The 17,660-nt window shown below is 55.7% G+C and carries 14 protein-coding genes; all 14 read left to right on the top strand.

The window, feature by feature from the left end; translation table 11 throughout:
• Positions 1-13: 13 nt before the first annotated feature.
• The 14 genes from flgG (at position 14) to BLO50_RS01800 (ending at position 17,656) form a co-directional block, all read left to right on the top strand.
• Entirely contained in the window at positions 14-799 is a 786-nt protein-coding gene (gene flgG / locus BLO50_RS01865; protein WP_090248273.1) for a flagellar basal-body rod protein FlgG, read from the top strand.
• A gap of 121 nt (positions 800-920) precedes the next feature.
• Positions 921-1,640, top strand: coding sequence for a flagellar basal body L-ring protein FlgH (gene flgH / locus BLO50_RS01860; protein WP_090248271.1), 720 nt, complete (start codon positions 921-923; stop codon positions 1,638-1,640).
• An 11-nt stretch (positions 1,641-1,651) separates the two neighbouring features.
• Complete coding sequence (locus BLO50_RS01855; RefSeq protein WP_090251112.1) at positions 1,652-2,755, top strand: flagellar basal body P-ring protein FlgI; 1,104 nt, start codon at positions 1,652-1,654, stop codon at positions 2,753-2,755.
• Positions 2,756-2,768: 13 nt separating this feature from the next.
• Positions 2,769-3,941: a flagellar assembly peptidoglycan hydrolase FlgJ gene (flgJ, locus tag BLO50_RS01850; RefSeq protein WP_090248269.1), complete on the top strand. Its 1,173-nt coding sequence runs from the start codon at positions 2,769-2,771 to the stop codon at positions 3,939-3,941.
• 6 nt (positions 3,942-3,947) lie between these two features.
• Positions 3,948-6,032 (top strand): flagellar hook-associated protein FlgK, encoded by a 2,085-nt coding sequence (flgK, locus tag BLO50_RS01845; RefSeq protein ID WP_090248267.1) that lies wholly within the window; start codon positions 3,948-3,950, stop codon positions 6,030-6,032.
• A gap of 30 nt (positions 6,033-6,062) precedes the next feature.
• The gene (locus BLO50_RS01840) at positions 6,063-7,781 is read left to right on the top strand and encodes a flagellar hook-associated protein 3 (RefSeq protein ID WP_090248266.1); all 1,719 of its coding nucleotides are present in this window, start codon (positions 6,063-6,065) and stop codon (positions 7,779-7,781) included.
• 339 nt (positions 7,782-8,120) lie between these two features.
• Positions 8,121-8,891: a glucose-1-phosphate cytidylyltransferase gene (rfbF, locus tag BLO50_RS01835; protein ID WP_090248265.1), complete on the top strand. Its 771-nt coding sequence runs from the start codon at positions 8,121-8,123 to the stop codon at positions 8,889-8,891.
• Positions 8,882-9,946: a CDP-glucose 4,6-dehydratase gene (rfbG, locus tag BLO50_RS01830; RefSeq protein WP_090248263.1), complete on the top strand. Its 1,065-nt coding sequence runs from the start codon at positions 8,882-8,884 to the stop codon at positions 9,944-9,946. Before rfbF ends, rfbG begins: the two co-directional genes overlap by 10 nt.
• Complete coding sequence (gene rfbH / locus BLO50_RS01825) at positions 9,943-11,283, top strand: lipopolysaccharide biosynthesis protein RfbH (protein ID WP_090248262.1); 1,341 nt, start codon at positions 9,943-9,945, stop codon at positions 11,281-11,283. Before rfbG ends, rfbH begins: the two co-directional genes overlap by 4 nt.
• Positions 11,280-12,476: a methyltransferase domain-containing protein gene (locus BLO50_RS01820; RefSeq protein WP_090248260.1), complete on the top strand. Its 1,197-nt coding sequence runs from the start codon at positions 11,280-11,282 to the stop codon at positions 12,474-12,476. The genes rfbH and BLO50_RS01820 overlap by 4 nt, the downstream gene beginning before the upstream one ends.
• A 37-nt stretch (positions 12,477-12,513) precedes the next feature.
• On the top strand, positions 12,514-14,313 hold the full coding sequence (locus BLO50_RS01815) for a thiamine pyrophosphate-binding protein (RefSeq protein ID WP_090248259.1): 1,800 nt from the start codon (positions 12,514-12,516) through the stop codon (positions 14,311-14,313).
• A 2-nt stretch (positions 14,314-14,315) separates the two neighbouring features.
• The gene (locus tag BLO50_RS01810) at positions 14,316-15,446 is read left to right on the top strand and encodes an FkbM family methyltransferase (RefSeq protein WP_167354418.1); all 1,131 of its coding nucleotides are present in this window, start codon (positions 14,316-14,318) and stop codon (positions 15,444-15,446) included.
• Between the two features lie 39 nt (positions 15,447-15,485).
• Positions 15,486-16,580, top strand: coding sequence for an N-acetylneuraminate synthase family protein (locus BLO50_RS01805; protein ID WP_090248256.1), 1,095 nt, complete (start codon positions 15,486-15,488; stop codon positions 16,578-16,580).
• Entirely contained in the window at positions 16,577-17,656 is a 1,080-nt protein-coding gene (locus tag BLO50_RS01800) for an NAD-dependent epimerase/dehydratase family protein (protein WP_244152822.1), read from the top strand. Before BLO50_RS01805 ends, BLO50_RS01800 begins: the two co-directional genes overlap by 4 nt.
• Positions 17,657-17,660: the final 4 nt, after the last annotated feature.

Raw genomic sequence — 17,660 nt, 5'->3', positions numbered from 1 at the left:
GAGGAGAGTCGATATGCTTCCGGCACTGTGGGTCAGCAAGACCGGTCTGTCCGCCCAGGACATGAACCTGACCACTATTTCCAACAACCTGGCCAACGTTTCGACCACGGGCTTCAAACGTGATCGCGCCGAGTTCGAGGACCTGCTGTACCAGATTCGTCGTCAGCCGGGTGGCCAATCCAGTCAGGACAGCCAACTGCCGTCCGGTCTGCAGCTGGGTACGGGTGTACGGGTGGTCGGCACGCAAAAGATCTTCACCGCCGGTAGCCTGCAAACCACTGAGCAGCCACTGGATATGGCGATCAATGGCCGGGGGTTCTTCCAGGTGCTGCTGCCGGACGGCACGGTGTCCTATAGCCGCGACGGTAGCTTTCACCTGAACTCCGATGGCCAGGTGGTGACGTCCAACGGTTATGCCTTGGAGCCTGCCATTGTGCTGCCGAACGAGGTGCGCACATTTACCGTGGGTGAGGACGGCACTGTGTCAGTCACCACTGCCGGTAACCCGCAGCCACAGATCGTTGGCAACCTGCAGACCGCAGATTTCATCAACCCGGCGGGGCTGGAAGCCATCGGCAACAACCTGTTTCTGGAAACAGCTTCCAGCGGCGCGCCGCAAGTCGGTACACCGGGCCTGAACGGCCTGGGCACCACGCTGCAGAACACTCTGGAAAACTCCAACGTCAGCGTGGTTGAAGAGTTGGTGAACATGATCACCACGCAGCGTGCGTATGAAATGAACTCCAAGGTCATTTCCACCGCTGACCAGATGCTTGGCTTTATTTCGCAGAATCTCTGATAGGTAAGGCGGGTTAGTCGCTCAGCGACGGGCTCGGCTTTGGATATGGCAAGGAATCGCTTGAACGGGTACTGGTGGCTCAGGTTGCGCACCACCCCAGGCAACGCATGAGGTAGTAGATATGAACCGGCTGACAATCATAAGTGCACTGCTTGGCCCTTTGGCTTTGAGCGGCTGCATGGCTCCCGCGCCTAAGCCGGATGATCCCTATTACGCGCCTGTGATGCCACGTACACCGCTGCCGGCTGCGCAGAACAACGGCTCGATCTATCAGGCCGGTTTTGAGAATGGTCTGTTCGGTGATCGCAAGGCTTACCGCGTGGGTGACATCATCACCATCACCCTGAATGAGCGCACCCAGGCCAGCAAGAACAGCAACAGCCAGATCAGTAAAGACAGCTCCGCCAATATCGGCGTGCCTAACCTGTTCGGTATGACTGTGGCACCGAAAAATCCACTGGCAGGCCTTAGTGCTTTGGGCATGACCAATGACACCCTAGGCCTGGATGCCAGCTTCGATGCCACGCGCTCGGCGGATGGTTCTGGTGCTGCCGGGCAAAGTAATAGCCTTACCGGCTCGATTACCGTGTCGGTGGCCGAAGTGATGCCTAACGGCGTGTTACTGGTACGCGGTGAAAAGTGGATGACCCTCAATACCGGCGATGAACTGGTGCGGATTGCCGGCCTGGTGCGCGCGGATGATATCGCCACTGACAACACCGTGTCCTCGACCCGTATTGCCGATGCACGCATCACCTACTCTGGCACTGGCGCCTTCGCTGATGCCAGCCAGCCGGGTTGGATGAGTCGTTTCTTTATTAGCCCAATGTGGCCGTTCTGAGGATGGCCACCATGACGCTTCCTAAATACCTAGTGGTGATTGCGGCCATGCTGATGGCGTCGCTGGCGCAGGCCGAGCGCTTGAAAGATCTGGCCAGCATCCAGGGCGTGCGTTCTAACCAACTGATCGGCTACGGCCTGGTGGTCGGTCTTAATGGCAGCGGCGACCAGACCACCCAGACGCCGTTCACGGTACAGACCTTCAACAACATGATGGCGCAGTTCGGTATCAAGGTGCCGCAAGGTGGCAACGTGCAGTTGAAGAACGTGGCTGCAGTGTCGATCCATGCTGACCTGCCGGCGTTCGCCAAGCCCGGGCAGACCATCGACATCACCGTGTCCTCCATCGGTAACGCCAAAAGCCTGCGTGGCGGCAGCCTGTTGATGACGCCGCTGAAGGGTATCGACGGCAACGTTTACGCCATTGCTCAGGGCAATCTGGTGGTCGGTGGGTTCGACGCCGAAGGCGGCGATGGTTCGCGGATTACCGTCAACGTACCGTCAGCGGGGCGCATTCCCGGTGGGGCAACGGTCGAGCGCCCGGTGCCTAGCGGTTTCGATCAGGGCAACACCCTGACCCTCAACCTCAACCGTCCGGATTTCACCACTGCCAAGAATATTGTTGATCACATCAATGAACTGCTGGGCCCAGGTGTGGCGCAGGCAGTGGATGGCGGCTCGATTCGCGTCAGTGCGCCACTTGATCCGGGTCAGCGGGTGGACTACCTGTCGATTCTGGAAAACCTCGAAGTTGAAATCGGCCAGGCCGTGGCCAAAGTCATCATCAATTCGCGTACCGGCACCATCGTGATTGGCCAGAACGTGCGCGTACAACCTGCTGCTGTGACTCATGGCAGCCTGACTGTGACCATTACCGAAGACCCGATTGTCAGTCAGCCTGATGCCTTGTCGGGCGGCCAGACGGCGGTCGTGCCGCGGTCGAAGGTGAATGCCGAAGAAGAAGCCAAACCGATGTTCAAGTTCGGCCCGGGGACCACGCTGGATGAAATCGTCCGTGCGGTGAATCAGGTGGGCGCTTCGCCTTCCGACCTAATGGCCATCCTGGAGGCGCTGAAACAAGCCGGCGCTCTGCAGGCTGATCTGATCGTGATTTAAGGGAGCGCACGCTATGGACTCTCGCCTTTCAGCCGGTTTGCTCGGCGGCACCAGCACTGTCGACAGTGGTGCCTATAACGATCTCAATCGCCTCAACCAATTCAAGGTTGGCGGTGACAGCGAAAAAAACATCAAGAAAGTGGCTCAGGAGTTCGAGTCGCTGTTTCTTAATGAAATGCTCAAGGCCATGCGTTCGGCCAACGAAGTGTTCGGTGAAGGCAACTTCATGAACAGCAGCGAGAGCAAAACCTATCAGGATATGCACGATCAACAGCTGTCGGTGACCCTGTCCAACCACCAGAACGGCATCGGTCTTGCCGATGTGCTGGTGCGGCAGATGTCGAAGATCAAGGATGCGAGCAGCCGGCCTAACCCGTTTGCCCAGGTGGATGAGCCGGTGCCGAGCGCACCCAGCAAGCCCCTGGCCAAGGTCGACAGTGCGCGCGACGACACCTCATTGATCAACCAGCGGCGCCTGTCTCTGCCGGGCAAGCTGACGGACCGTCTGCTGGCGGGCATTGTGCCTTCGGCCACGGCCGCCGAGGGTCAGCCGTTGGCACAGAATGACTGGATTCCGGCCAAGGCTTTTGCCGCCCCCGCCGATACCGCGCTGGGGCTTAACGGCACGGATGCGATCACCGGCCGGCGCATTGCTCAACCACCGCTGGCGCCGGGCAAAGCCGCGTTCGGTTCGAAGGATGAGTTTATTGCTGCCATGTTGCCGATGGCCGAGAAGGCCGCCGAGAAGATTGGCGTCGATCCGCGTTACCTGGTGGCTCAGGCCGCACTGGAAACCGGTTGGGGCAAATCGATCATTCGTCAGCAGGACGGTACCAGCAGTCACAACCTGTTTGGCATCAAGACCCATAACACCTGGGAAGGCGACTCGGCGAGGGTGCTAACCACTGAATTCAAGGGTGGCAAAGCCGTCAAGGAAGCCGCTTCGTTTCGCGCCTATGACTCCTTCGAGCACAGCTTTAACGATTTTGTGAGCTTCCTGCAGGGCAATGGCCGCTACGAGAAAGCCCTGGCCAGCACTGACAAGCCTGAACAGTTCGCCCGAGAGCTGCAGAAAGCCGGTTACGCCACGGACCCGCAATACGCCCGCAAGATTGCTCAGATAGCGCGGCAAATGCAGACCTATCAAACAGTCGCGGCCGTCAGTACGCCGTCCACCAACGGATGATGAACCATGGCTGACTTACTCAATATTGGCCTGTCCGGTCTTGCCGCTAACAAGACCTCGTTGGCGGTCACCGGTCACAACATCACCAACGTCAACACACCGGGTTTCTCGCGCCAGGAGACTGTCCAGGCCACGCGTATTCCGCAGTTTAGTGGTGCCGGCTATATCGGCTCGGGCACCACGCTGGTCGATGTACGGCGCATCTATAACGAATTTCTCAATACCCAGGTACGCAGCAGCACGGCGCTCAACAGCGATACCCAGAGCTACCTGGGGCAGATCAATCAGCTCGACTCATTGCTGGCTGGCAGCACCACCGGCGTCAATCCGGGGCTGCAGAAAGTGTTTGCCGCGCTGCAAACCGCAGCTGAAGACCCGGCTAACATCCCGGCGCGGCAGTTGGCGCTGTCTGAAGCTGAGGGCTTGGCCAAGCGCTTTAATACCGTGTACGACCGCTTGTACGAGCAGAACGCCTTTATCAACAAGCAACTCTCGGCAGTGACTGATCAGGTCAACCAGTTGGCCACCTCGATTGCCGGTTACAACGATGCCATTGCCATTGCCGCATCCAATGGACAGCAGCCCAACGATTTGCTCGATGCTCGCGAGGAGGCAGTGCGTAAGCTGTCGACCTTTATCGGTGTGACGGTGGTGGCCCAGGATGACAGCAGCTACAACCTATTCGTAGGCTCCGGCCAGCCGTTGGTGGTTGGCAGTACGGCTGCGCGTCTGGAAGTGAGCCCTGGGTTGTCTGACCCACTGCGCAGTGAAGTGCAGTTTGTCAGCGGCAGCTCACGCCAGGGCATTACTTCGCTGATTACTGGCGGCGAGATGGGTGGGTTGATTCGCTACCGTGAAGATGTGCTGGACACCACGCTGAACGCGGTCGGGCGTTTGGCACTGTCGGTTACCGATCAGGTTAATCGCCAGCTGGGTCAGGGGCTTGACCTCAATGGGCAGTTTGGCAATGGCCTGTTTCGTGACCTCAATGATCCGGCCATCCTCACTCAGCGCAGCCTGGCACGCCCCGATAACGTAGGCGGTAACCCGGACGCGAATCTGGAAGTCTTCATAGAGGACACCACGGCGCTTACAACTAGTGACTATGACGTCACCTTCACTGGAGTCAATGGTGAGTTTAGCGTCCGTCGTGTGTCAGACGGCACGACCTTCACCGGCGATTTGGACAGTGTTCCTCCGGATGTTTTCGATGGTTTTTCTGTAAGAATTCCTCTGGACCGAACTCTGCCAGTTCCTGTTCCCCTCTTTAGCAACGCCGACTATGTGCCGGATAACCGCTTCCGCATCATGCCCACCCGCAATGCTGGACAGGATATCCGCGCTGATATGAAGCGGCCGGAAGAGTTGGCCTTTGCCGCGCCGCTGAAAGCGCAAACCAGCCCGGCCAATATCGGCGCGGGGGTAATCAGCCAGCCCACTCTGCTGACTGAAATTGACATCTATGACCCAGTGGCTCAAACCAACCTGGAAACCAGCCTGCGCAATGCGCCGCCGCTGCGTATTGTCATGGGCGCCGGTGGCGCTGCTACCCAGGGCTATGACGTCGTTGATATCAATGGCAACGTGATTGATACCGGGGTAATCGTGCCGGGGCAGAACAACAAGATCACGATTACCGTGCCCGCTACCGCTGGACCGCCCCCCGTCCCGGTGCCCTTTGACTATGAAGTGGCCATCAGTGGCCGGCCGCAAGGAGGCGACAATTTTTCGGTTTCCTTCAACACCAATGGGGTGTCTGATAACCGTAATGCCCTAAAGCTGATTGATCTGCAAAATCGCACGACCATTGGGATCAACCCATTGGCTCCAGCAACCACTGGATCAAGCTTTACTGATGCTTACGGCGATCTGGTGGAGCGGGTGGGCACCCTGACCAGTCAGGCGCGGGTTGATGGTGAAGCCACTGGCGCCATTCTCAAGCAGGCCACCGATAACCGTGATTCGATTTCAGCCGTCAATCTGGATGAAGAAGCGGCCAAATTGATTCAGTTTGAGCAGTACTACCAGGCCTCAGCGCAGATCATTCAAGTTGCCCGCAGCCTGTTCGATACACTGATTAATACGTTCTGACGCGCCGTCTAGAACTTCGAGGTTAGTTTTATGGTGATGCGCATCTCTTCGATCCAGGCCTTCAATAACGGCGTCAACGGTCTTGGGCGCAACTATTCCAATGTGATCCGGACCCAGGAACAGATCAGCAGCGGGAACCGTATTCTTACCCCGGCCGATGATCCTGTTGCCTCGGTGCGTTTGCTACAGCTCGAACAGCAGCAGGCGATATTGGGTCAGTACAAGGAAAACCTCACGGCGGCGAAGAACAGTCTGACTCAGGAAGAAACCACGATCACCTCGGTGGTGAACGTGTTGCAGCGTATCCGTGAGCTTGCCGTGCAGGCCGGTGGCGGCGCATTGTCAGGTAATGACCGTCGCTCAATCGCCAAAGAACTGGGCGAACGCGAGGGTGAGCTGCTCAACCTGATGAACAGTCGTAACGCCCGTGGTGAGTATTTGTTCAGCGGTTTTCTTGGCAAAACCGAACCCTTTCTGCGTAACCCAGACGGCACGTATTCCTATCAGGGTGATGAGGGCCTGCGTAGCCTGCAGGTTGCGGGTTCAAGCAACGTGGCGATCAACGATAACGGCAAGCGTCTGTTTGAGGATGTGAGTAACGCCAATCGGGTCGTGGAGGTAGGTGGTATTAACAACCCCGCGCTAACCACCGCTGGTAATGTGCCTGTGCCGTTGCCTGCAGATAACATTGCTGCAGTGGATCCGGCAGATCAGCGGGTGTTTATCTCGCCTGGTCTGGTGCAGGATAATCAAGCTTTCAACAGTAACTTTCGCGCTGGCGAGCCCTATTCGCTGGCGTTTGTCAGCGGTACTGAATTTCGCATCTATGACAGTGCTGGCGCGGACGTCACATCTGAGGTACCCGGCGGTGGCGTGATTGATCCCTTGATCAATAGCGGCAACACCATCAATTTTCGTGGCATGCGTTTCCAGTTAGATGTCGTCCTGCAGCCTGGGGATAATGAGCTTGATCTGGACAACCTGTTGGCTGATACCGCCACTCCGGGGGCCCCAGGTATCAACACCCATAGTTTCACTCTGCAGTCCGCTCCGACTGATTTCGCTGTGAGTCGCTCCTCGACCAATAACTCGGCCGCGATAGTCGGCAGCGGAACTGTAGATGCTTTGGTCAACCCGACATTCGCGCCCTTGACCAATCAGGAAGTGTTCGACCGAATGTTTCCAACCTCCGGCGTCCTCTTGAGTTTCAATGGTACGAATTTCGACGTGTACTCGCAGCCCTACAAGGCAGGTAACCCCATTCTGACTAATGCGCCCATCACGGTCGGCCCGCCGGACACGATCAATGTATTCGGTGCCAGCTTTGAAATTAATGGCGCGCCAGCGGTAGGCGATGAATTTGGCCTGCAGCCGCAGTTTCAAGAACAGCGCAGCATTCTCAACACCATCAGCCGCTTGCGTCAGGCACTCGAGTCTTCCCCTACATCGCCAGCCGGTAACCTCGGTGTGCGCAACGAAGTGGCAATTGCCCTGACTAACTTGGACAACGGCATGGGCAGGGTGCTTGAGGTGCAGACTGAAATCGGTGCGCGGATGAACCTCATCGAAACCACCGAAATTGATAACGAAGATGTCACCCTTGTGAATAAATCCGTGCAGGCTGATCTGCGTGAGCTGGACTATGCCGAGGCATTGTCTCGCTTGTCATTTCAAACGATCGTATTGGAGGCTGCTCAGCAGAGCTATGTGAAGATCGCGGGGTTAAATTTATTTAATCAGTTGCGTTAGCGCCCCCTGGTGCAGTGGTCTCAATAGGCTCTGAAGCCATGTGGCATGGTTTTGATATGTTGATTGCTTAACGCGAAACCCCAGCTTACTGGGGTTTCGCGTTTCTGGTGTATGGGAAGTTGCCTATTTAGCCTGTCTGGAGCGTGGCGCTGAAGGATTGTGATCAGGTGTTTTGACCTAGCCAGTAGGTTGCTAGTGTCTAATCAAGCATAGTTGGCCAATTTTTTGCTTAATCGGTAGTAGAGCGGGTAATGTGCTGGTTTATTGGCACTTTCCAATGCGGCCTATATTAATGGCCCGCAGGTATTTTTCAGTGATGCCCTGTTTGAGGTTTGAATAATGAAGGCAGTGATTTTGGCTGGTGGGTTGGGCACTCGCATCAGTGAGGAGTCTCATCTCAAGCCAAAGCCCATGATCGAAATTGGTGGCAAGCCGATCATTTGGCACATCATGAAAATCTACTCCCACTATGGCATCAATGATTTTGTTATTTGCCTGGGCTACAAGGGCTATGTAATCAAGGAATATTTTGCCAACTACTTCCTGCACATGTCGGATGTCACTTTTGACATGGGCGAAAACCGTATGCACATCCATCAGCGTCACGCTGAGCCGTGGCGCGTAACGCTGGTTGATACGGGTGAGTCAACGGGTACAGGCGGTCGTCTTAAGCGTGTACGCGACTACCTGAGTGATGAGGCCTTCTGCTTTACCTACGGTGATGGGGTATCCGATATCGACATCCCAGCACTGATCGCTTTCCACAAACAGCATGGCAAATTGGCCACTGTTACCGCAGTACAGCCACCAGGTCGCTACGGTGCACTTGATATCCAAGGGCAGGTGGTCAGTGGGTTTCAGGAGAAGCCGCTGGGTGATGGTGGTTGGATCAACGGCGGTTTTTTTGTACTGGAACCGGCGGTAATCGACTATATCGAGGATGACGGCACGACCTGGGAGTTTGAGCCCATGCGTGCGCTGGCCAGCGAAGGGCAGTTGATGAGTCACCTGCATCGTGGTTTCTGGCAGCCGATGGACACTCTGCGTGATCGGGTGCTCTTGGAAGATCGCTGGAAAAGCGGTGAGGCGGAGTGGCAGCTATGGCGGTGAACCCGGACTTTTGGAGAGGGCGTAAAGTCCTGCTGACTGGGCATACCGGCTTCAAGGGTGGCTGGCTGGCGCTGTGGTTGCGTCAGCTCGGGGCTGATCTGCGTGGCTTTGCCTTGCCCGCGGCTACCACACCGTCGCTGTGGCAGGTGGCGCAACTGGATCAGCAGATCACGGGTGAGTTTGCGGATATTCGTGATGCCGCCAGGTTGAGTGATGTGTTGCTGGAGTTTCAGCCTGAACTGGTTCTGCACTTGGCTGCGCAACCCTTGGTACGTGAGTCTTACCGAGCGCCAGCGGAGACTTATGCCACCAATGTCATGGGTACGCTCAACCTGCTGGAAGCCATTCGTTCTAGTGATTCTGTACGCGCTGTTGTGGTGGTGACCACTGACAAATGCTACGAGAATCGCGAGTGGCCATGGCCTTATCGGGAGCAAGATGCTCTCGGAGGTTTTGATCCATATAGCAGCAGCAAGGCATGTGTTGAAGTGCTGTGCGCCAGTTACCGCGACTCCTTCCTCAGGGCCTCAGGTGTTGCCTTGGCAACTGCTCGTGCGGGCAATGTCTTGGGTGGTGGTGACTGGTCTGCGGAGCGCTTGATCCCCGATATCTTCAGCGCTTGGCAGCAAGGCCGAGAAGTGATTTTGCGCTACCCCCATGCGACTCGTCCCTGGCAGCACGTGCTTGATCCATTAATGGGGTATTTACAGCTGGCCCAAGGACTACTGACTGATCCTGAACGTCATGCTGCTGCTTGGAATTTTGGACCAGACAGTGCCGGGCTCGCGACAGTGGAGGCGGTCGTGAGGCGTCTTGCGGAGCTCTGGCCGGGTGAGGCGCTCTGGTCGATCTCTGCCGATGCCCAGCCGCATGAAGCGGGTTTACTGGCGCTGGACTCCAGCAAGGCAAGACAATCGCTGGGATGGGCGCCGCGTTGGTCACTGGATACGACGCTGAAGCACACACTGGACTGGCAGTTGGCCTGGCAAAACGGGCGTGACATGGCATGCGTTACCCGCGAACAGATCGCGGCTCACCAAGGCGAAATTCAATGAGTGACAGCACCGCGCAACAGCTGCGCCAACAGATTGCCGAGTTGGTCGGACGCTATGCTGAACTGCAGATGGCGCCTAAGCCATTTGTGGTGGGGCAGAGCTCGGTGCCGCCATCGGGAAAAGTGATTGGCGCGGGTGAGTTGCAGTCGATGACCGAGGCTGTGCTCGATGGATGGCTGACCACCGGGCGCTTCAATGAGGCGTTCGAGAAGCGTCTGGCCAAGTACCTTGGACGCCGTTGCGTCCTCACCACCAACTCAGGTTCATCAGCCAACCTGCTGGCATTTTCCGCATTGACCTCGCCGCGTCTCGGTGATCGGGCGATCAAGCCCGGTGACGAAGTGATCGGTGTAGCGGCTGGCTTTCCGACTACCGTCAACCCCATCCTGCAATTCGGTGCGGTGCCGGTTTTTGTGGATGTTGAATTGCCGACCTACAACATCGATCCTGCGAAGATCGAGGCGGCAATCAGCCCGAAAACCAAGGCCATCATGTTGGCCCACACGCTGGGTAATCCCTTCGATCTGAGTGTGGTTCGCGCCCTGTGTGATAAGTACGGCCTGTGGTTGATCGAGGACTGCTGCGATGCTCTTGGGTCGACCTATCAAGGGCATATGGTCGGTACGTTCGGCGATATCGGTACCCTCAGTTTTTATCCGGCTCACCACATCACCATGGGCGAGGGCGGCGCCGTATTTACCAACAACCCTGCGCTCAAACGCATTATCGAATCCTTTCGTGACTGGGGGCGTGACTGCTACTGCGCGCCAGGTGAGGACAACACCTGTGGCAAGCGCTTTTGCTGGCAGTTGGGCGATTTACCAGAGGGTTATGACCACAAGTACACCTACTCACACTTGGGCTACAACCTGAAGATCACCGATATGCAGGCTGCCTGTGCGTTGGCGCAGATGGACCGCGTTGATGACTTCATCGTTGCCCGCAAGCGTAATTTCACTTGGCTCAGTGAGCGCCTGGCCGGCTATCAGGATTTTCTAATTCTGCCGCAGGCCACGCCTGGTAGTGACCCTTCCTGGTTTGGCTACCCCATGACCTTGCGTGATGGTTGCGGTATCCGTCGGGTTGAGTTGCTGCGATATCTGGATGCGCAAGGTGTCGGTACACGGCTGCTGTTTGCCGGTAACCTGGTGCGTCAGCCCTATATGCAAGGCCGCAATTTCAGGGTCTCAGGTGAGTTGTCGGTAACCGATAAAGTGATGCACGACACCTTCTGGATCGGTGTGTGGCCTGGGCTTGGCGAAGAACATTTGGAGCACGCTGCGCAGAATATTGGGACGTTCCTGAAGCAGAATCAGGATAATAAGGTGAGTAAATGACGCGTGCTGAGCTTCAGCCAGTCTTATACCGTTCCTGCCCTCTGTGCAGCAGCACTGAGGCAGTTTGGCTTAAACAAGTGTCCGTATTACAGCCGAGCACCTCACCGTTACCTGATCAATATGATCTGGTCGCCTGCCTCGCATGTGATTTCGTCTACGCGGATACGGCAGCCAGTCAGGCCTGTTACGACCGCTATTATGCAGGCCTTGCGAAATATGCCAGCGCCCATGCTAGTGGCTCTGGAGAGAGCGGCACGGATCGTCTGCGGCTTAAGCAAACCGCAGCCAGGCTATCTCAGTGGCTACCTGATCGGCATGCACCATGGCTGGATATCGGTTGTGGTCGGGGTGGGCTATTGGAGGCTATGGCTGAACAGGGTTTTACTCAAGGTCAGGGGCTGGATCCGGACATTCATTGCTCAATGTCGGCGGTCGATCGTGGCATTCGGATACACACGGGGACTTTGGGTCAAGTCGCAAAGATATTTGCTGGCCAGCGTTTCGAACTTGTAGTGCTCAGTCATGTATTGGAGCACCTCTTGGATATGAACCTGCTGGCTGCGGTGACCGGACTATTGAGCGACTCTGGCCACATCTATATCGAAGTGCCGGATGCCGGTCGTTACGGAGCGTTTGAGCGCACCCCGTTTTACTACCTCGACAGTGAGCACATCAACCATTTTGGTGTGCATTCGCTAGGCCGATTGATAAGAACTCTGGGTTTGACAGTGAGGCATGCCGCTATAACTGACCTGCCCTTGCCCGATGGCATCAATTATCCGGCACTGACACTGGTAGCCGGTCATCATGGATTTTGTTCACTTCCTGACGCAGGCTTGGTGGTGTCAATGCGCCGCTATCTTGAAGATTCGGCACGCGAGAGCACGTTGACTGTAACCCCGCAGCTACCTCGATCCGCAGAAATTCTGGTCTGGGGAGCTGGCTCCATGAGCCAGAGGTTGTTGGGTGCGGGAGGGCTGGCTGATTACCGGATTCTGGGTTTTCTCGACAATGACCGCAACAAGCAAGGGCGTACCCTGGGCGGGTTGCCAATTATGGCGCCTGATGAAGGCTTAGCCCGTTATCGTGGTTTGCCGATAGTGCTCTGTGTCGCAATCGATCCCCAATCGGTAGCGGACGAATGCAGAATGCGAGACCCGCATCCTGGAAGAACGATTCACTGGCTGACCTGAGTCAGCCGACACCCATCAATTTGATGATTCCAGGCTTATGAAAACGATTTCCGAACAGATAGCCGACTGGCTGGCAACACAGAGTATCGAGCAAGTATTTGCGGTGACAGGTGGTGGAGCTATGTTCCTCAACCAAGCATTGGCCAGTCATCCCCGGCTCAAGTGCACCTTTATGCATCATGAGCAAGCCTGTGCGATGGCTGCGGAAGGGTATGCCCGTATTACCGGTAAACCCGCTGTGGTCAACGTCACTACCGGTCCAGGTGGTATAAACGCACTCAATGGCGTATTCGGAGCCTTTACTGACTCGATCCCTATGCTGGTTATTTCTGGGCAGGTGAAGCGCGAGACCTCTCTGGATCATCGCCCACTGCCGGGGCTTCGGCAATTGGGCGATCAGGAGGCTCCCATCACGGCAATGGCCATGCCTGTGTGTAAGTCCGCACTTGCAATCGGTAGTGTACAAGAGTTGGGAGAAGCATTGCCCAAGTTGCTTCACCTGGCATGCGAGGGGCGTCCCGGCCCTGTATGGATTGATATTCCTTTGGATTTACAGGGCAGTAAGGAGCTCATTGAGTTCGTTCCTTGCCCAGCATCGGAGGACATTAGTAGCCGATCACTGTCGCTCGATTGTGACAAAGTGGTACAGCAGCTGTTGGCGGCCAATCGGCCCTTGATACTTGCAGGAACCGGTGTGCGACTTAGTGGGGCAGAACAGGCGTTACTGGCGTTTGTCGAGCACCACCAGATTCCGCTGGCGACTGCTTGGACTCATGACCTGATTGCCAGCGATCATCCTTTGTTTGCCGGTCGCCCTGGCACGATTGGAACACGGGCCGGTAATTTTACCTTGCAAAACGCCGACTTGGTTATAGTGCTCGGCTCACGCCTTAATATTCGCCAGACGAGTTATAACTGGGATGCTTTTGCATGCAGGGCATTCAAGATACATGTTGACATCGACCCGGCTGAATTAAACAAGCCAACGCTGCAGACGGACGTTCGTATCGAGGCTGATATCAAGGTGTTTCTGAGTGAATTGCAAGCAGCGCTTGATCTCCATCAATTGCCGGATTTCTCGCCTTGGGTGCATTGGCTGAAAACCTTACCCGGGCGTTTTCCTCTCAGGCGCATAGACCACTGTGCTGGTCAAAAACTCAACCCTTATGCTTTCGTCGAATATGTTTTCGAGCGTTTGCGTGTAGATGACATTATCGTATGCGGCAATGCTTCTGCCTGCATTCTGCCTTTTCAGGTAGGCCACCTGCAGGCCGGCCAGCGCATGTTCAGCAACTCGGGCTCTGCTTCGATGGGCTACGACTTGCCAGCTGCGCTCGGAGCTGCGCTGGCGGCACCTAGTCGGCGGGTTATCTGCTTTGCTGGGGATGGAAGCTTGCAGATGAATGTTCAGGAGTTGCAAACGTTGTGCACCCTCGGGCCCAACGTAGTGATCGTGGTACTCGACAACCAGGGCTATTTATCCATACGCCAGACCCATGAAAACTTTTTCGGGCATGTAGTTGGCGCAACACCGCAGAGCGGCGTGGACTGTCCTGATTATGTGCACCTTGCCGAGGCATACGGCATAGCAGCATATCGGCTGAATGATGTGGACGATATTCCTTTACTGGAGGCCATTCTGGAAGGGGATGGTCCAATGCTGCTGCATGTCCTTGTCAACCCTGAACAAGAGTTTGAGCCGCGCCTCAAATCACGAATGGACGAAGACGGTAAGTTCCAGACGCCTGAGCTGGATGACATGTATCCGTTCCTCGATATCGAGCAAGTTCGCGCTGTGCGCGCAGAGGCGGCAGCTATCAATGCAGTAAGGAGATGAGCATGAGCTTCGACGAGCATCAGGCCTGTGTGCAGCAACAAGAGCTGGAGTCCGCCTTGGCGCTAGCGCGCCGTGATGGTATATCGATCATGGGTGCTGGCGGTTTTGCACGCGCCCTGCGTGTGGCCTGTCAAGGGCAGGGCATCAAGGTTCACGCTTTTATAGTGTCTAGTAGAACACAGGTGGATAATGAGATCGATGGGCTCACTATCCATGTCTGGGATACTTTTCCCTCCGACTTGCTGCACTACCCGATCTGGATCGGCATCTTTAATAACCACATCAATGCGGAGTTGACCGGGTTGCGCAAGCAATGCCTGGCGTTGGGATTTCGCGATGTACGGACTCCGCAGGAGTTCTTCTCGTGGGTAGCGCCTGCCATGGGCTGGCGCTACTGGCTTGCACCGCTGGAGGGTTATCGTTCGCAGTGGCCATTGATTGAGCAGGCTCGAGGTTTGCTGGTGGACGATGAGAGTCGTGTAGCCTATGACGCTATCGTTAGTTTTCGCTTGGGCATTGTTCTGGACGATCCCATTACTCTTTGCGCCGAACAGCAATATTTTCCCGAGTCGCTGCGGCGCTGGATGCCCGCAAGCGGCTGCAGCTATTTGGATGGCGGTGCCTACGATGGCGATACTCTGCGTATGGCTCAATCCGCGCTGAGCCCGGCTCAGATCTATGCCTTTGAACCAGACCCTGGCAACTATCAGCGCTTATGTGCTTTCACTGCAGGGCAGGCATCCTCGGTAATCCAGTTCCCGCTAGGGCTGTCCGATACGCCAGCCTTCCTCCGATTTCGCTCTGGTCAGAGCGACGCCAGCAGTCTGGACAGCGAGGGTGACTGCACGATCCAGGTTGCGGCTCTGGACGACCTGTTTAGGCATACCCGTATTGACTTCATCAAGCTTGATATCGAGGGCAGTGAAATTCCTGCCCTCCAAGGCGCATGTAAGCTGATTGCCGAGGCTTTTCCGCCTTTCCTTGCCATTGCGGGTTACCACCGCTGGGACGATCTATGGCGTATTCCTTTGCTTATCAATGATTTGTCCAAAAATTACAAGGTGGTGCTCAAAGTGCATAAATCCAATTCATTTGACGCGGTTTTCTATGCCTATTACCAAGACCATCAATAGGGCCGCCATAATTGGCAGAGCGGTAGGGGAAGATGAGCCATGCAAGACCAAAATAAGATATTCGAAGACCTATTCGTGCTTGAGTTGGCGAATAATCACTGGGGCAGCGTGAGTCGTGGCCTAAAAATTATTCAGCAGTTTTCCAGTGCAGTGCGCTTCAGCAACGTCCGAGCGGCCATCAAGCTGCAGTTTCGCGATGTAGATGCGTTCGTGCATAAAGATTTCAAGCATCGCACAGATATTCGCTATGTGAAAAAGACGCTAGATACTAAGCTTTCTGAGGGTGAGTTCTCTTCCTTAGTTAAAGCTATCAAGCATTCTGGTTGTTTGCCGATGGCTACACCCTTCGACGAGCGCTCGGTCGAATTGTGTGAGAAATTTGATTTCCCGATTATCAAGATCGCCAGCTCGGACATCAACGATTGGCCTTTGATCGAGCGCGTCGGCCACACCCGCCGTCCGGTGATCATTTCATCGGGAGGTGCCAGCGATAAGAACCTGGATGATGTGGTGAGATTCTTCGGTAATAGACAGATACCACTGGCAATCAATCACTGCGTCTCGCTTTATCCTTCTGAAGACCACGAGCTGGAGCTTAACCAGATCGACTACTTGCGTGAGCGCTACCCCGACCATGTGATTGGTTTTTCCACCCATGAGTACCATGACTGGAGCAGTTCTATGCTCATCTCCTATGCCAAGGGGGCCAGAACCTGGGAGCGGCACATCGATATCGACGCAGATGAAATCCCGGTGGCGCCATACTGCTCCTTGCCTCATCAGGCGACCAAGTGGTTCTCGGCATATCATAAGGCACGCGAGATGTGCGGCGGTGCTGGTAGCCAGCGGAGGGTCTTGCCAAGCAGGGAGATCCAATATCTTGACAACCTGGTGCGGGGGGTCTACGCGCGACGCAACCTGCCTTCGGGTTATGAGGTTAGTCATGCAACTTTTAACGAGGACTTCTACTTGGCGGTTCCGCTGCAGAAAGGGCAGCTATCCTGTCGGGAAATACTCAACGGATTGAGAGTGAAGCAAGCCGTCATTGCAGACTCTGCATTGATGCTGGGAAATATTGCCGGAGACTTTCTAGACAGCGATCAGCAGCGGATGATCGAGACACGCGGGCTGTGAGCGGACAGCTACGAATCCAAAGGTCATTCTCGATTGACCATTCCCTGCTTCGTCAGGAAGTCATCCGCGCGTTGCAGTGGTTGCCTGAGTTGTCGGAATGGCTTGAGTGCAAGCATTTGTTGCTGACTGGTGGAACCGGATTTTTCGGCAAGTGGCTGTTGATACTGCTGTCCGTTCTTCGCGAACAGGGAGTCGATATTCAGGTTACGGTCGTTTCCCGTGACCCAGCGCGCTTTCTGGATGCCAATCCGTTCTATCGGAACGCTGGATGGCTGCACTGGGTCATGGCCGATGTTCGGCATGTGTCGTTGGCGTCACAACGTTTCGATCTGCTGCTGCATGGTGCCACGGACACATCTGTGGCTGCCCAACAGGATCAGCTGAACATCTACGACAGCATTCTCGGTGGTACGAGAAATATGTTGGAGAATGTAGTGCAGGCTGGGATTGAACGAGTCCTGCTGGTCGGTTCAGGTGCCCAATATGGCGTGCTGGACGCACAACTCGGTCCGGTCGGCGAGAGCTGCAGGCTGGCTTGCGCATCCGAACAAGCGGCTAGTGCATATGGAGAAGCCAAGCGAGCAGCGGAAACACTTGCTGCGTTATATGCCGATCATCATGGTTTCGAGTTGGTACACGCTAGGTGTTTCGCGTTTTCCGGGCCAGGGCTTCCACTTAATGAGCATTTTGCCATTGGCAATTTTGTGCGCGATGCGCTTTATGCGGATGCCATTGTCCTGAACTCCAGTGGTACGGCTATGCGCAGCTATTTGCACGGGGCGGATCTTGCTGCCTGGCTGCTGACTATTTTGGTGCGTGGTGAATCTGGGCAGGCTTATAACGTTGGTTCTGATCAGGCTATCAGCATCATCGATCTGGCACGTCGGGTTATCTCCCGAGTCGCACCGGGGAAGCCGCTATACATATTGGGCAATGAGGATGACTGTGTCCGGTCGTTTTATGTGCCAGATGTTGGGCGGGCGCGCTCATTGGGGCTGGATGTATGGACAGATCTGGATATTTCCATCGACAGCATGGCCTGTTGGGGAAGGCAAGCTTACAGGCTTACTGATTGATTTT

It is taken from the genome of Pseudomonas peli, assembly GCF_900099645.1.
Classification (GTDB): domain Bacteria; phylum Pseudomonadota; class Gammaproteobacteria; order Pseudomonadales; family Pseudomonadaceae; genus Aquipseudomonas; species Aquipseudomonas peli.
Note: the sequence above shows the minus strand (reverse complement) of the source record. Positions and strands in the feature narration are given on the sequence as shown.

Coding starts and splice junctions, on each gene's coding strand:
- BLO50_RS01810 (WP_167354418.1), top strand. CDS start 14,316: ATGAGCTTCGACGAGCATCAGGCCTGTGTGCAGCAACAAGAGCTGGAG.
- BLO50_RS01820 (WP_090248260.1), top strand. CDS start 11,280: ATGACGCGTGCTGAGCTTCAGCCAGTCTTATACCGTTCCTGCCCTCTG.
- flgJ (WP_090248269.1), top strand. CDS start 2,769: ATGGACTCTCGCCTTTCAGCCGGTTTGCTCGGCGGCACCAGCACTGTC.
- flgH (WP_090248271.1), top strand. CDS start 921: ATGAACCGGCTGACAATCATAAGTGCACTGCTTGGCCCTTTGGCTTTG.
- BLO50_RS01815 (WP_090248259.1), top strand. CDS start 12,514: ATGAAAACGATTTCCGAACAGATAGCCGACTGGCTGGCAACACAGAGT.
- flgK (WP_090248267.1), top strand. CDS start 3,948: ATGGCTGACTTACTCAATATTGGCCTGTCCGGTCTTGCCGCTAACAAG.
- rfbH (WP_090248262.1), top strand. CDS start 9,943: ATGAGTGACAGCACCGCGCAACAGCTGCGCCAACAGATTGCCGAGTTG.
- flgG (WP_090248273.1), top strand. CDS start 14: ATGCTTCCGGCACTGTGGGTCAGCAAGACCGGTCTGTCCGCCCAGGAC.
- BLO50_RS01805 (WP_090248256.1), top strand. CDS start 15,486: ATGCAAGACCAAAATAAGATATTCGAAGACCTATTCGTGCTTGAGTTG.
- rfbF (WP_090248265.1), top strand. CDS start 8,121: ATGAAGGCAGTGATTTTGGCTGGTGGGTTGGGCACTCGCATCAGTGAG.
- BLO50_RS01855 (WP_090251112.1), top strand. CDS start 1,652: ATGACGCTTCCTAAATACCTAGTGGTGATTGCGGCCATGCTGATGGCG.
- rfbG (WP_090248263.1), top strand. CDS start 8,882: ATGGCGGTGAACCCGGACTTTTGGAGAGGGCGTAAAGTCCTGCTGACT.
- BLO50_RS01840 (WP_090248266.1), top strand. CDS start 6,063: ATGGTGATGCGCATCTCTTCGATCCAGGCCTTCAATAACGGCGTCAAC.